12 protein-coding genes are annotated in these 13,541 nt (G+C 64.3%); 7 read left to right on the plus strand and 5 right to left on the minus strand.

Annotated features, from left to right (window positions below; genetic code table 11):
- Window positions 1-54: 54 nt before the first annotated feature.
- Complete coding sequence (locus ACFXNW_RS04360) at window positions 55-1,323, minus strand: MFS transporter (RefSeq protein WP_379415780.1); 1,269 nt, start codon at window positions 1,321-1,323, stop codon at window positions 55-57.
- Window positions 1,320-2,768, minus strand: a complete 1,449-nt coding sequence (locus tag ACFXNW_RS04365; RefSeq protein WP_379415781.1) for a DUF4135 domain-containing protein — start codon at window positions 2,766-2,768, stop codon at window positions 1,320-1,322. Before ACFXNW_RS04365 ends, ACFXNW_RS04360 begins: the two co-directional genes overlap by 4 nt.
- Before the next feature lie 460 nt (window positions 2,769-3,228).
- Between ACFXNW_RS04365 and ACFXNW_RS04370 the strand changes: the two genes are divergently transcribed.
- The 4 genes from ACFXNW_RS04370 (at window position 3,229) to ACFXNW_RS04385 (ending at window position 7,258) form a co-directional block, all read left to right on the plus strand.
- A complete protein-coding gene (locus tag ACFXNW_RS04370; RefSeq protein WP_379415783.1) occupies window positions 3,229-3,351 on the plus strand; it encodes a hypothetical protein in 123 nt (40 codons plus the stop codon).
- A 132-nt stretch (window positions 3,352-3,483) separates the two neighbouring features.
- Window positions 3,484-4,680, plus strand: coding sequence for a TfuA-like protein (locus ACFXNW_RS04375; RefSeq protein ID WP_379415784.1), 1,197 nt, complete (start codon window positions 3,484-3,486; stop codon window positions 4,678-4,680).
- Window positions 4,655-5,854: a YcaO-like family protein gene (locus tag ACFXNW_RS04380; RefSeq protein WP_379415785.1), complete on the plus strand. Its 1,200-nt coding sequence runs from the start codon at window positions 4,655-4,657 to the stop codon at window positions 5,852-5,854. Before ACFXNW_RS04375 ends, ACFXNW_RS04380 begins: the two co-directional genes overlap by 26 nt.
- A gap of 6 nt (window positions 5,855-5,860) precedes the next feature.
- Window positions 5,861-7,258 carry a hypothetical protein gene (locus tag ACFXNW_RS04385; protein WP_379415786.1) on the plus strand — a complete coding sequence of 466 codons (1,398 nt, stop codon included), beginning with the start codon at window positions 5,861-5,863 and terminating at the stop codon, window positions 7,256-7,258.
- Here the strand turns inward: ACFXNW_RS04385 and ACFXNW_RS04390 are convergent.
- A complete protein-coding gene (locus ACFXNW_RS04390) occupies window positions 7,248-8,114 on the minus strand; it encodes a hypothetical protein (protein ID WP_379415788.1) in 867 nt (288 codons plus the stop codon). The two genes, ACFXNW_RS04385 and ACFXNW_RS04390, sit on opposite strands and share 11 nt — an antisense overlap.
- Before the next feature lie 150 nt (window positions 8,115-8,264).
- On the opposite strand from ACFXNW_RS04390, the gene ACFXNW_RS04395 reads away from it, so the two are divergent.
- Entirely contained in the window at window positions 8,265-9,269 is a 1,005-nt protein-coding gene (locus tag ACFXNW_RS04395; RefSeq protein ID WP_379415789.1) for an AMP-binding protein, read from the plus strand.
- A gap of 7 nt (window positions 9,270-9,276) precedes the next feature.
- On the opposite strand, the gene ACFXNW_RS04400 is transcribed toward ACFXNW_RS04395, so the two are convergent.
- Window positions 9,277-10,266 carry a sigma-70 family RNA polymerase sigma factor gene (locus ACFXNW_RS04400; RefSeq protein ID WP_379415790.1) on the minus strand — a complete coding sequence of 330 codons (990 nt, stop codon included), beginning with the start codon at window positions 10,264-10,266 and terminating at the stop codon, window positions 9,277-9,279.
- A 211-nt stretch (window positions 10,267-10,477) separates the two neighbouring features.
- On the opposite strand from ACFXNW_RS04400, the gene ACFXNW_RS04405 reads away from it, so the two are divergent.
- Window positions 10,478-10,897, plus strand: a complete 420-nt coding sequence (locus ACFXNW_RS04405; RefSeq protein WP_379415792.1) for a VOC family protein — start codon at window positions 10,478-10,480, stop codon at window positions 10,895-10,897.
- A gap of 64 nt (window positions 10,898-10,961) precedes the next feature.
- Here ACFXNW_RS04405 and ACFXNW_RS04410 read toward each other — a convergent pair whose 3' ends face one another.
- Window positions 10,962-11,744, minus strand: a complete 783-nt coding sequence (locus tag ACFXNW_RS04410; protein ID WP_379415793.1) for a crotonase/enoyl-CoA hydratase family protein — start codon at window positions 11,742-11,744, stop codon at window positions 10,962-10,964.
- 79 nt (window positions 11,745-11,823) lie between these two features.
- On the opposite strand from ACFXNW_RS04410, the gene ACFXNW_RS04415 reads away from it, so the two are divergent.
- Window positions 11,824-13,473 carry an acyl-CoA synthetase gene (locus ACFXNW_RS04415; protein ID WP_379415794.1) on the plus strand — a complete coding sequence of 550 codons (1,650 nt, stop codon included), beginning with the start codon at window positions 11,824-11,826 and terminating at the stop codon, window positions 13,471-13,473.
- The last annotated feature ends 68 nt before the right edge of the window (window positions 13,474-13,541 follow it).

The raw sequence follows: 13,541 nt of genomic DNA on the forward strand, positions 1-13,541 counted from the left end.
ATGTTGCAGAATTGCGGGCGGCTTCGGTCGCTCGCAAACATCCGGGACGGGTGCTCAGTCGTCGATCTCCCATTCGGGAGGCAGGGTCGGATGCGCGCGTAGTGGTGACCGGAGCAGCATCACGATCGGAACCGTCATGACGGCGACGCCGACCCACAGTGCTGTCGGCGCCGACCACACTCCGGCGAGTAACCCACCGGCGACGGTGCCGAGTGGTGTCGCGCCCTGTGTGACGACCGCCGCCGCGGCGGTGACGCGGCTCAGATACCGGTTCGGGGTGACACGTGCGCGTAGCCCTGCGACCGCCACCGAACGGCCGACCAGGGCCGTTCCGAGAAGTATCTGCCCGATCGCGATCAATACGATCGCCTGATCACGCAGCACACCGGCCAAGGGCAGGAACAACATCGCGACCGGCGCCAGTCCCGAGAACAGCATCGTCATCCGGATTTCGCCGAACCGCCGCCGTAGCCAGGGGCATACCAAGGACGCGACGAAGCCGGAGACCGCACCGACGGCAGACAACGCTCCGAACAACCACGGCTCGATGGCAAGAGTGTCGAGCAAGAAATATGCCATCACCGCGATCATGATTCCGGCGCCGAGGTTGTTCACAGCTGTTTGACCGAGCAGCAGGCGCAGCAGAGGCTGGCGGAATACGATCCGGACGCCATCGGCGATCTCGGCGCGGAAGTTGCGCCGAACCTGCTCCGGCGGAGACGGTTCGACCGGATGGATGCGCCGGACCAGTACCGCAGACACCAGCTGACACGCTGCCGCGACGCCGTAGAGGACGGGAGCTGCGATGGATTGGGCGGCCGCGCCCGCCGCCGCGGGCGCGATGACGCTGATGGACGTGGACGATGTGGTCAGCCGCGCCTTGGCGTCGGACACCCGCTTCTTCGGCAGGATCAGCGGTAGCACGCTCAGATGCGCTATCCCGAAGAACACTCCTGCGATGCTCAGTATTACCGCAACCAGCATGAGCTGAACCACGGTGAGCGAATCGGCGAGATACGCGATGGGGATGCTCGCGAGGGCGAGCACATATGCCGTCTCGGCGGCCGACAGCACAGTGCGCTTGGGCATCCGGTCGACCCATACGCCAGCCGGAAGCCCGAACAGTAGATATCCGATATTGGCGCACATCGCGATGAATGCCATCTGCACCGGCGACGCGCCCAACAGGACTACTGCGGTGATCGGCAGCGCGAAGCCCGCGATCTCCCCGGATGCGTCGCGAAAACCGTTCGCCAGCCAGAGGTTGCGAAAATCGGCAACCTTCAGGACCTCCGACCGGTCGTCCTCCGAGACCGTAGTCACGCCGGCACCTCCGTCGCGGTTGTCGATTCCGTGCCGTCCGCAGCTGCGAGCTGCTCGACCGAACAGCACCGCGCCACGATCCGAGCCTGCGCTACCGCGTAGCTCCGGTCGAGGGCAAGTATTCGTCGGCGCGATTCGTCGATCGGTGCGCGTCGAGCCCGACCTACTCGGCCGGCGCCGTCGACGATGTGGTTCGAGTGCGGATCGATACTGAACAGGGGGATGTCGCCGCTGAGTAGTTGACGGGCTTCCGAGGCGATGATCTCGGGGCCGACGGTGGTGCGCGGATGCCGGCCGAGCTCCTCGACCAAGCGATCGTGGATCTCGCGGTAGGAGGCAGCGGACGGGGAAACGGCGATCTGCGCCGACAGTCGCGCGTATCCAGGAGTCGAGTACACCAGCGCCCGAGACAGCGACTCTCGCGGGCAGGACCGCAGGGCGTCTTCGACTGCGTTCCTGTTCCGGCGAACGTTGGCGTATCCGTGCGACAAACCCGCGACGAACTCGTCGATGTACCCGCGAAGCCCCTGGAAGTGACGGCCGAGCGGGGTCGGCTTGCTATCGAGCCGGGTGGTCATCCGAACGGTGAGTCGACGGTCCGGACCCGACTCCTGCAGTGACGGGAAATATCTCGATACGCCGGGGGTCGAGAGCGCCATGAACCCAGCCGATACTTCCGATCCGGCCGTGCTCGGATCCTGAAGCAGCAAGGTGGTCAGCAGGTTTCGCTCGCGCTCGAAGGGGCTCATGGCGAGAACGGTCTCGTCGTCGATGATCGCAACCGCGCCATCGGTGGGCGCGATATTGCCGTAATGCAGATCGATGATCCCCAGGCAGTCGGCGGCGGCAGCGAAAATCCCTGCTCGATACCAGAACTCCTCGTCCGAAACAGGGTGCGACGGTTCCGGAACCGCGTCCTGAAGGTAGCCGTCGAGCATCGGGGTATCGGGCGGGATGTGGATGGACGCCGAGATATCGGCCGCCTCGAAAAAAGCAGTCAGCGTTTCACGGCGCGAGAAGCGGCCGGGCTTGTAGTACTGAAACGCACCTCTCTTGCAGACTCTGGTGGTCGTCCGGCCACAACGATGCGGATCGCCGATTCCCGGTTCGATACGGTCGGGTTCGGCGCCGCCATCCGCCAGCGCTTTGTGTAGGCGGTCGGCTTCATCGAGGCAGACCGAGATCTGCGGGGCAACTATGCCGCGCCAGATGACGGGGTCGTCGTCGAAAACACGACGAGCGAGTACGGGGAGGAGTCGACCGGCATTGCCGGCGTCTACCGCTGTTCCAGTCTCCTTGGACACGACCGCGATCCGCAGAATCAGATACCGCAGCCATTCGTGCCGCACCCCCCTGAGGTCGATGTACGAGGGAACCCGATAGGACTCCCGCAGGTGGTCGTCGAACGCTTCGAGCACCATCAGGTCATAGTCGGAATACCGCATGAGAACTCCCCATTTCTCGATCGGCCGATCCGCGACGCAGAGGCCAACGGTGAACGCCGTTTTCGATCGTAGCCATGGCCGTGCGCTTCGCGAACGCTCTGCCCGCCCGTCACAGAAAGGGAGTGATATACATCACATTTGAGGAAGCGCGGGCCGCTTTTCGGTAGCCCGAATCGCACATATCGGAGGGCTGAACCCGTTGCGAGCCTCTCATTTTGGAGCTTTCGAGGAAAGATTGGCCAGCTAGGAGGCGGGTGTCCTGCGATCCATGTCAATGGTTGCGATCGCAGCGATCAGTATCGGCCCGCGTTCGTGCGGCGGCCACAGGATGCGTGCCGAACCGGCGCCGTGCTGCCCCTCGACCGAGAAGTCATGTGTCACTGGTCGAGGTCGGAAAGTCTTGCTAACGTCCGAAGGGTGATCATTGATCACTCAGTCGAGAACTGAAGGGAGGGAAATCATGAGCACTTCGCTTGCTACCACGGTCGAGAAGTACATTACGGTCGAGGAATTCGACAAGATCTTCGAGGATCCGACCGCAGTGGTTCGGACCAACAACGCCGCCACGGCCGAGGCCGACTAACTGGCATTCATTGCGGGCAGGCGATTCTATTGCCTGCCCGCAATGTTTGCATGGATCCGGGCCAGGAGAAGGGTGAAAGCAGTGGGGGGAAATGTCACGGTGTATGCCGGTCCGACTCTGAACCGGGATGACGTGGCCGAATTCGATCGAGAGCACAATACAATTACTGTGCTACGGCCGCCGATCAAGCATGGAGACCTTTTCGGTTCAGCACTCGGACCGGATGAGACCGTCGTCGTCATCGATGGTCTCTACCATCAAAACCCCGCGCTTCGGCACAAGGAGTATCTGCATGCTCTGGATGCCGGTGCGCGGGTGATCGGTGCCAGCAGCATCGGCGCGATCAGGGGTGCCGAGCTGTTCCGCTTCGGGATGGAAGTCGTCGGAACCGTCGGCCGATGGTATCTGCAAGGCGAGGTCGATTCCGACGCCGAAGTCGCGGTTGCACATCTCGATGATGAGCACGGATGGCGGCCGCTGAGCATTCCGATGGTGAATATCCGGTATGCCGTACAGCACGGTGGATTCGATTCGACCGTTGCCGACCGGATCATTGCGATCGCCCGCGAAATCTTCTACGTCGAGCGCTCTGGATCGGCGCTCGTCAATGTGATCGATGCGGAATTCGGCGCGACGGTTTCGTCGGCTCTTCTGCCGGACAAAAAGCTGTGTGAAGAGCACGACATCAAGAAGCTCGACGCTCTCACTGCGCTCCGGCACGCGCATTTCTCTGATACCGCATCAAATGGCCGTCGGACGCAGCTGGCGACGGCGGATTGGCGAACCCCGTATTTCTATCAGTGGCAAAACGATGCGATCGATTCGGGTCGACTCGTCGCCAGGGTCGAATACCAGCAACTCTACTGTGCGGAATTTCCGGCCATCTGGCTGAAGTACCTGGAATACGTATCCGACCACCCCTACGATTCGTCACGGGGCCGAAGTATGAGCGACCGATTACGATCGATGACGCCCGCCGGGGCGCCGGATTGCATACCCCAGGTATTCCTTCCTCGCTACGCTCTGGCGGACGCTCGGACGGTGGCGATCCTACTGTCGGCGGAATCCGCAGCGGATGTGTCCCGGGTACGTACGGCCCAGCATGCGGAATCGGAACGGAACATCCCTGGGTCCAGACAGCTCAAAGCGGAGGTCGCGGACGAGCTGCTGCGCGAACTCTGGGCATCGGGCCCGACTCTCGAGGACGAGTGTCGCCGTCGGGGGTTCACCGGCGTGAAGCAGGCACGCCGAGCACTGCGACGCTTCATCTTCAGCCATCACGACATACTCCGGGGGACCACCGATGCGCATACCGATCGACGACCGTGAACTTGCGCCGAAAATTCGACTGGACGGCACCGCACGAACGCGCACCGCGGACCAGACCTGGCGCCGGATAGCACCGCATCTCCAGACGGCAGGCATCACCAGGGTCGCCGACGTGACCGACCTCGACTACGTTCGGATTCCGGTGGCGATGGCGGTCCGGCCGCTGTCGGAATCGTTGTCGGTGTCGCAGGGCAAAGGTGCCAGTCGCCCGCTGGCGAAGATATCGGCCGCGATGGAATCACTCGAAACCTGGCACGCCGAGAATATCGACCTCCCGACGATGCGCGAGTGGCACGGCAGGCGCGACCTGGGATACGGAGTGACCTCGGAATTCGGCAGCCATCTCTGTCGTCCGCTGCTGGTGGACGAGGTACTCGAGTACTACCCGGCAACGACCATGATCTCCCGCGAGCCGACTGCCGTTCCGCGAGGTCTCGTCGATATCAGCTTCGCGCGGTGCGACTTCCGCATGAATGCTTTTCGGGAGACGAGCTCGGGGCTTGCGTCGGGCAACAACGCGGACGAAGCGGCTCTGCACGGGCTCTACGAGATCTTCGAACGCGACAGCAGCGCCCGCCTCGGCGAGGCCGGGGATCGGATTCCGATCGACCTGCGGTCGGTGCGGGACACGCACTGCGCATTCCTGATCGAGCGCATGCTGGAAGCCGGGTGGGAGGTCACACTGGACGCCATTCCTTCCCGTTTCGGTGTGCCGACGTTCATCGCGAGCGTCTTCTCACACGAATTTCCGCTCGAATGCGCAGGGGCGGGTACGCATGGCGACAGCGCGATCGCGATGAGCCGCGCCCTCAGTGAGGCAGCGCAGACCCGGCTGACCGGAATATCGGGTACTCGCGACGACCTGCCGGTTGTACCGGTGTGGGAGCACCTTGCCGCCGGCCCGCGACGGTCGACGGTGAGCGGCTCGAGTACGGTGCAGGAAGCGCTCGCGGAGTACGGGTTTCGTGCGATCGATGGCGACACCATCACCGACGACCTCGCCGAAGCGGCGCATCGTGCAGTGTCGGTCACCGGGTTCGAGCCGGTGCTTCTCGATCTGACCCATCCTGGGATGCGCGCGGACCTCTCCGTGATCAAGGTGCTACTGCCGGGTGCGGCAGCCGACCGCCGCGGCGGGATACCAGGGCCGACGCAGACGCGCCGAGCCGATTGAATGGCCATGATCAGTGCGGTGCAGGCCGCTTTCATCGTTTCGTTGCCGCTCAACACGTTCGCGGTCACGAAGTATCTTATGCTCGGCCGCCGGGCACTGAGCTGGAACTTCTCGCCGGTGTTCGGCATCGCGTTACCGCCCCGGCTGGTGTTGATCGGCAACGTCGCAGCTCCGCCGTGCCTCAGCCTGGCGTTGGTGACCCTGGGTGAGCGCGATCTACTCCGGAACGTCGTCGTCATCGGTCTGCTCGGGTTCTGGCTGCTGTGTAAGAACCTCCGGGTATCCAATCACTCGTTTCTGGCCGTCGTCACGATCGTGACGCTGTCCCTGAGCTCCGATCGGGCATCGGCAGCGGCGGCGACCGCGGCGATACTTGCGGCGATGTATGCGGCCGCCGGAATCTCGAAGCTGAACCGCGGCTACCTTCGCGGTGACCGCAGCCTCGGCCGGCGTGTTGTCGAGCTGAACCTGAACAACAATTCCGCCCTGCTCGCTCGTACTCCGGAAAGCCTGCGTCGGCTGCTGAGCTCTGCCGCCATGGTGGTGGTGCCGGCAGTGGAGATCGTTCTCGCCGTGGCGATGATCAGCGGCGCCCCGCTGCTCTGGTGTCTCGTAGTGGGCTTGGTGCTTCACTTCGCGTTCGGGATCTCAGGCAACTTCGAATTCTCCATGGTCGCCGCGGCAGTGTGGTTGGCGTTGGTCGTGCTTTCGCAGCCGGTTTCGGTCGAGCGGGTTGTCGATCGAGTCGTTTCGACCGGTCCCGCATTCGTTGTCTACCTCGCGATGCTGGTGGCTGCGACCGGGGCATGGCAGTGCACCTGGCAATACTCGAGCCGGCGGGCTGGGCTGGTGAACGAACTGTGCGCGGCGTTGTGCTTCGGTGTACTGTCCTGGATTTCGTTGGCGAAGGTCGATGCAGGCGTGGCGGTGGCCGTCGGGATTGCCCCGCTGCTGGTGATGCTGGCGGGAACGGTGGGTGCCGTCGTTGTCGGAGTCCGCCTCGAGTTCGCTTTTGCGATGTTGTCCAATCTTCGCCCCTACGGGACGGACTGGATCTACCTCGTGCCGCGTCCGCTCATCACACCCACGTACTACTTCCTGAGGCTTCCCGACCAGATTCCGGTGTCCTTGCTGAGTGACGTGCCGCCCGCTTTTCTCAAGGCGGCGACGTCCGGGGAGATGGCTGTGCACAAAGCGACTGCCACCCGGCTGGCGCGGGTCTTCCGTCATCACGGAGCGACCTTGGTCGCTTGCCGCGCGCTCGCGGATACGAGGCTCGGCAAAATGGTGCCGGTGACGCCGGATAATCCCGCCGCCTGGAATGACCTATCCTCCGACCGTCCGCGTTGTCTGCTGTTTCCCCCGCTGATCCCGGCTGATCTGTCGGATCCTGTCATCGGCTGATTCGATGTGTGGCCTGCACGTCGGGTCGTTCCGAGTTCCACCACCGAGTCGTCGCGATCTCGAATTCCTCCCAGAAGATCTCGTTGGACTCTTCGCCATGCCCGAGACCATTGCGTAGCACCTCCCAATCCAGCCGATCCGAATCGCCCGCCGAGGTGATGATCGGGCGGAGGTGCTCCACGATATGGGCGACATCGCCATTATTGGCGCGAATCGCGGCCCAGAAGCAGTCGTTGCGGAATTCTTCTTCGAACAGCGTGCAGATCCGGCGGGGCAGCGGGCGTCGCGGGCTGTCGCCGGTCGGTTCGCCGTACGGATCGGATGCCAGCTCGGCGGGAAGCGACGAGTGATAGTTCTCCCACCAGGAAAGGTCCGGAGGGTAGTTCTGTGGCGCATATGCGAAGGCCATCGACGGTATCGACTCCGACGATGCTCGCCACGCGTAGCGAATGGCGGCATATCCGCCCGCAGACCATCCGTTCCAGACAATGGCCGCGAGATCGTTTCGCCGGGCGAGGTCGACCGCCAACCGGAGCAGATCATCCGACATCGGCTCGGCCTGGAGGAACCAGCCGATACGGGATTCTGGATGCATCCGTAATACCGGGTCGGAGACGAAGACGGTGATCGCGCCCAGCTCCGCCGATGAGGCGAAGCGGCCGAAGATCGGGGGCTGGTACTTGGGCCGCGTCACCATGCCGTGGAAATTGACCAGTAGATAGGGCTTGACACGCGTGGTCGGGTACGCGACGGCGTATTCGAGTGTGCGGCCGCACTCAGCGCCGGCCGGACCTTCATTCAGGGTTCCGCGCTCGATATGCGCGTACCTGCGTTGTGAATCTGTGTAGTTGGTCATGATCCCCCGTGAAACCAGCCGCCCTGGAAAGGAATCCGGGCATCCTCAGCATATCGTTGCTCCGGGCGGATAGTCCGGCGGTGGCCGCAGAGTTCGTGCGCACCGACGACACCCTTGTCGATATCTAGAACGCGTTCTAGATTCGATGGCGTGACGCAGGAGTCGGCAGAAGTTCTCGGATTGTGGAATATCGCCGCGGCCCAGCCGCGGCGAATCGCACTGGTCGCACCTTCGGGACGGATGGTGACCTTTCGGGAACTGGCCACCCTCGCCGACCGGTACGCGGGTGGCCTGCGGGCGCTCGGCCTGCGTCCCGGTGCCACGGTGGCAAGCATGCTGCCCAATGGCGTCGAGGCGGTCGCGATGTATTTCGCGGCCTATCAGAGCGGGCTGTATCTGGCCGCGGTGGACTGGCATCTGACCGTGCCGGAGATCGCCAACGTGCTCCTCGACAGTGGGGCCGAAGCGTTCGTCGCAGGGCAGCGGTTCGCCGAATCCGCCCGGCTCGCCGCCGACGCCGCGAGATTGCCCGTCGCGGCGCGGTTTTCCGATGGCGAGATCGAGGGGTTCAAATCACTGGCGTGGCTCGGGGCGGCGGGTATCCGCAGGCCGGGTGACCGCACGGTGGGTGCGTCGATCTGCTACGACGTGCGAACACCGCAGCAGCTCACCGGAATCCGGCGCCCGCTCACCGGGGCCGATCCCGATGTGGTGGCACCGCATTCGACCGGATTCTTCGGTTTGTTCGCGCTCGCGCCGCACAGTGAACATGTGCATCTGTGCGGTTCGGCGCTGTCGGGTGCCGAGGCGCTCGACTTTCTCACCGTCTCGATCCAGCTGGGCCATCGCGCGGTGCTGATGGATGGCTGGGATGCCGCCGAAGCCTTGCGATTGATCGAACGGCACCGGGTGACCCACAGTTTCGTGACACCGGCGCAGTTCGACCGCCTGCTCGCGTTGCCGGAAGCGATCCGGCTCCGATATGACCTGTCGTCGCTGCGCCGGATCGTGCACGGGCCCGCGCCGTGCCCACCGGCGACCGAGCAGCGCATGCTCGACTGGTGGGGCCCGGTGCTCACCGGCTACCGAAACGCCACCGAGGGCGTCGCGGTGCCCGGCGACCCGGACCGCCACTCGAATCTGATTCCCGGCTGACCGGTGTTCAGGCGGCTTCGCGCAGCTCCGGCTCCAGGCCGAACAGCGGGAACAGCTTGTCGGTGTCGAGGAAGAAGTTGAGCCCGGAGATCTCGCCGTCGGTGAATTCCAGGACGGTGATCGACCACGGCACCCACACGCCGGGCTCATCGCCCGGCTTGTAGTGGCCGAAGGCGGGCAGACCATTGGCGCCTTCGAGCCGGACCAGACGCGAATCCCGGCAGGCCGAGCCGTGGCCGAGCATGAACTCCGCGACATTGGCCGGCCCGGACACCCAGAACTCGAGCGGCGGCATGGACAGCGCCACATCGGTTTTCAGCAGTGTGGTGAGGCTGTCCATATCGTAGGACTCGAACGCCTTGACGAAATCGTCGATCAGTTTGCGCTGATCGTCGTCGGACTCGTCATAGGTGTCGGTGACCGCGGGCTGGACCTTGGACATGGTGGCGCGGGCGCGCTGCAGGGCGCTGTTCACCGAAGCCGGCGACATGGTGAGCGCCTCGGCCGTCTCGTTGGCGGAGAAGCGCAGCACCTCGCGCATGATCAGGATGGCGCGCTGCGTGGCGGGCAGATGCTGACAGGCCGCGACGAACGCCAGCCGCAGCGTATCCTTGGCGCTGGCGTGCTCGGCCGGATCGGCGCCGAAAGCCAGGGCGTTGGGGATGGGCTCGACCCAGACGTAATCCGGCTGCGGTGCGGTGAGCGGTGAATCCGGGCTCGACGGACCGGACATATCCATCGGCCGCGCCCGGCGCTGCGGACCGTCGAGCATGTCCAGGCAGACATTGGTGGTGATCCGGTACAGCCACGACCGCAGACTGGCCCGGCCCTCGAACCCGTCGTAGGCCTTCCAAGCGCGGGTGAAGGTTTCTTGCACCGCGTCTTCGGCCTCGAACGAGGATCCGAGCATGCGGTAGGCGTAGGCACACAACTCGCGGCGGTGTACCTCGAAAGTATCCATGACTTCGGCGGTGGCTGCGCCCGACGTCTCGCTCATGGATGTCACTGTGGCACAAGCCACCGACAACAAACAGACGTCGAAGCGGTCGTTTGCCGATGGAAACACCACCTCAGTCACACATCTCACCAGTACCGCCAGTAACGGGTATCGGCATTCTGAACCCGGATTCGGCGACAGCGATGAGTTTGCGAAACGGCCCCCGTCTCTATGGGTGAAGCGAGCAAACAACGACCGAGAGGCCGAAATAATGAGCAGCAAGATGATCTTCGTCAATCTCCCCGTGACCGACCTGCCGCGGTCCAAGAACTTCTACGAGGCGCTCGGCTGGAAGGTCAACCAGGACTTCACCGATGAGAACGCCTCCTGCATCGTGATCGACGACAACATCTGCCTGATGCTGCTGACCAGGGAGTACTTCGCCACCTTTGCCACCCGCCCGATCGCCGATACCGCGGCGACAACGAGCGCGGGCTACGCGCTCTCGCTCGGCAGTGCGCAGGAGGTGGACCAGCTCACCGATGCGGCGGTGGCGGCAGGCGGGCGTGAAGAGGTCAACGAGGACAAGCGCGCCCAGGAGGCCCAGGTCGGCATGCACGGACGCACCTTCCTCGACCCCGACGGCCACCAGTGGGAGCCCTTCTGGATGGACTACCCGGGCGCCAACTGACCGCACACAGCGAACGTCCCCGGCGCGTCGAGCCCGCCGGGGACGTTCGTGGTTTCGGTGCGATTCAGTTGCCGGTGAAAGTCGGCTTGCGCTTCTCGGAGAAGGCCTTCGGGCCCTCCTTGGCGTCGGCCGACTTGAACACCGCCATGCCGAGCTCGGCGTCGATCTTGAAGGCGTCCTCCTCGGGCAGGCATTCGGTTTCGCGGATGGTACGCAGGATCGCCTGCACCGCAAGCGGGCCGTTGGCCGCGATCTTCTCGGCCAGCTCCAGCGCCTTGTCCAAGGCGGTGCCGTCGGGCACCACATGGCCGATCAGGCCGATCTCCTTGGCTTCGGCGGCGGTGACGTGCCTGCCGGTGAGCAGGATGTCAGCGGCGACGGTGTAGGGAATCTGGCGTACCAGGCGCACGGCCGACCCGCCGAGCGGGAACAGGCCCCAACGCGCCTCGGACACGCCGAACTTCGCGCTCTCGCCCGCGACGCGGATATCGGTGCCCTGCAGGATCTCGGTGCCGCCGGCGATGGCGGGGCCCTCGATGGCCGCGATCAGCGGCTTGGTGAGCCTGCGGCCCTTGAGCAGCGCCTCGATCTTCGACAGATCCCAGCCGCCGCCGGAGAACGAATCGCCGGGATGCTGCGAGGTCATCGCTTTCAGATCCGCGCCGGCACAGAAGGCGCCGCCCGCGCCGGTCAGAATCGCGACCCGGATATCGGGATCGCTGTCCACCTGATCCCAGGCATCACGCATGATCGCCATCATCTCGCCGGAGAGGGCATTGCGGGCCTCGGGGCGGTTCATGGTGACGATGAGAACGTGGTCGCGCTTCTCGACGAGGCAGTGCGGCATCGCGGAAATCTCCTGGCTCGAGGACGTGGTGTGAAAGGCACCCTTGTCAGGAACGATAACACGTTCTATTTTTAGGTCTGTGAGCTACAACATAGCGGACCTCATCGAGCACACCATCGACCTCATGCCCGACCGCGTCGCACTGGTCGACGACGTTCGTGAGGTCACCTATGCCCAGTTGGAGGAGCGGACCAACAAGCTAGCCCATTACCTGCAAGAACAGGGCGTCCAGCCGGGCGACAAGGTGGGCATCTACTCGCGCAACACCATCGAGGCCGTCGAGGCGATGGTCGCGGTGTTCAAGGCGCGCGCAGTGATGGTCAACGTGAACTTCCGTTACGTCGAGAACGAGTTGCAGTACATCTTCGAAAACTCGGACATGGTCGCGTTGATTCACGAGCGTCGCTACAGCGACAAAGTGACCGCCGTGCGGCCGAACGTGCCAAGTTTGACGACCGTGATCGTGGTCGATGACGATACCGCCGGACAGGTGTCCACCGCAGCGGATTCGGCCGATTACGAAACCGCCCTCGCCGCTTCCTCGGGCGAGCGTGACTTCGGTGAACGTTCCGCCGACGACATCTTCATGCTTTACACCGGCGGCACCACCGGCATGCCCAAGGGTGTGATGTGGCGCCAGGAGGACTGGTGGCGGGTGCTCGGCGGTGGCACCAACTTCGGCACCGGCGAGAAGATCGAAGACGAATGGCAGCAAGCCAAGACGGGCGCGAGCGGCGCGCAGATGGTGCGCTACCCGATCCCGCCGATGATCCACGGTGGTTCGCAGGCCGCGACCTTCCACGGCCTGTTCGACGGCGGCAAGACCATCATGCTGCCGGAGTTCAACGGCCACAGCGTGTGGCAGGCGATCGACCGGCACGGCGTGAACATGATCTTTATTACCGGCGACGCGATGGCCCGCCCGATGCTTGACGCACTGCGTGAGGGCAACCCGGAAACCGGTGCGGCCTACCAGCATACGAACCTGTGGGCCATGGCGAGCAGCGCCGCGTTGTTCTCGCCCACGCTCAAGGACCAGTACCTGGAACTGCTGCAGACCACCATGATCACCGACTCGATCGGCTCCTCGGAGACCGGGTTCGGCGGCTTGGCAGTCGCGGCCAAGGGTGCGACGCACACCGGCGGACCGCGGGTGAAGATCGACGCGTCCACCGAGGTGCTCGACGACGACGGCAACCCGGTCGCGCCGGGTTCGGGCCAGGTCGGCATGATCGCCCGTAAGGGCCATATCCCGCTCGGCTACTACGGCGACCCGGTCAAGACGGCCGCGACGTTCAAGGAGTTCAACGGGGTCCGCTACTCGATCCCGGGTGACTACGCCCGCGTCGAGGAGGACGGCACCGTCACCCTGCTCGGCCGTGGTTCGGTGAGCATCAACAGCGGCGGCGAGAAGATCTACCCGGAAGAGGTCGAGGGCGCCCTCAAGACTCATCCCGAGATCTTCGACGCCTTGGTCGTCGGTGTCCCCGACGAGCGCTGGGGCCAGCGGGTCGCCGCGGTCGTCCAGTGTCGCGGCGACAAGCGCCCGACTCTCGACGAACTGCGCCCGGTCCTGACCAAGGAAGTCTCGTCCTACAAGATGCCCCGCAGCCTCTGGTTCGTCGACGAGATCAAGCGTTCCCCGGCCGGCAAGCCCGACTACCGCTGGGCCAAGGCACAGACCGAAGACCGCCCCGCCGACGAACACGCCGACGCGAGCGGCAAGTAGCCACACCCTCGATCAGGGCCGCCGCGAACACCGCGGCGGCCCTGATCGTCGTTTCCGCGCACTTCACT

It is taken from the genome of Nocardia sp. NPDC059180, assembly GCF_042754945.1.
Taxonomy (GTDB): domain Bacteria; phylum Actinomycetota; class Actinomycetes; order Mycobacteriales; family Mycobacteriaceae; genus Nocardia.

Bases quoted from the DNA above. Each gene is read 5' to 3' on its own strand.
- ACFXNW_RS04365 (WP_379415781.1), bottom strand. From the start codon at position 2,768: ATGCGGTATTCCGACTATGACCTGATGGTGCTCGAAGCGTTCGACGAC.
- ACFXNW_RS04370 (WP_379415783.1), top strand. From the start codon at position 3,229: ATGAGCACTTCGCTTGCTACCACGGTCGAGAAGTACATTACGGTCGAG.
- ACFXNW_RS04380 (WP_379415785.1), top strand. From the start codon at position 4,655: ATGCGCATACCGATCGACGACCGTGAACTTGCGCCGAAAATTCGACTG.
- ACFXNW_RS04385 (WP_379415786.1), top strand. From the start codon at position 5,861: ATGATCAGTGCGGTGCAGGCCGCTTTCATCGTTTCGTTGCCGCTCAAC.
- ACFXNW_RS04390 (WP_379415788.1), bottom strand. From the start codon at position 8,114: ATGACCAACTACACAGATTCACAACGCAGGTACGCGCATATCGAGCGC.
- ACFXNW_RS04400 (WP_379415790.1), bottom strand. From the start codon at position 10,266: ATGAGCGAGACGTCGGGCGCAGCCACCGCCGAAGTCATGGATACTTTC.
- ACFXNW_RS04405 (WP_379415792.1), top strand. From the start codon at position 10,478: ATGAGCAGCAAGATGATCTTCGTCAATCTCCCCGTGACCGACCTGCCG.
- ACFXNW_RS04410 (WP_379415793.1), bottom strand. From the start codon at position 11,744: ATGCCGCACTGCCTCGTCGAGAAGCGCGACCACGTTCTCATCGTCACC.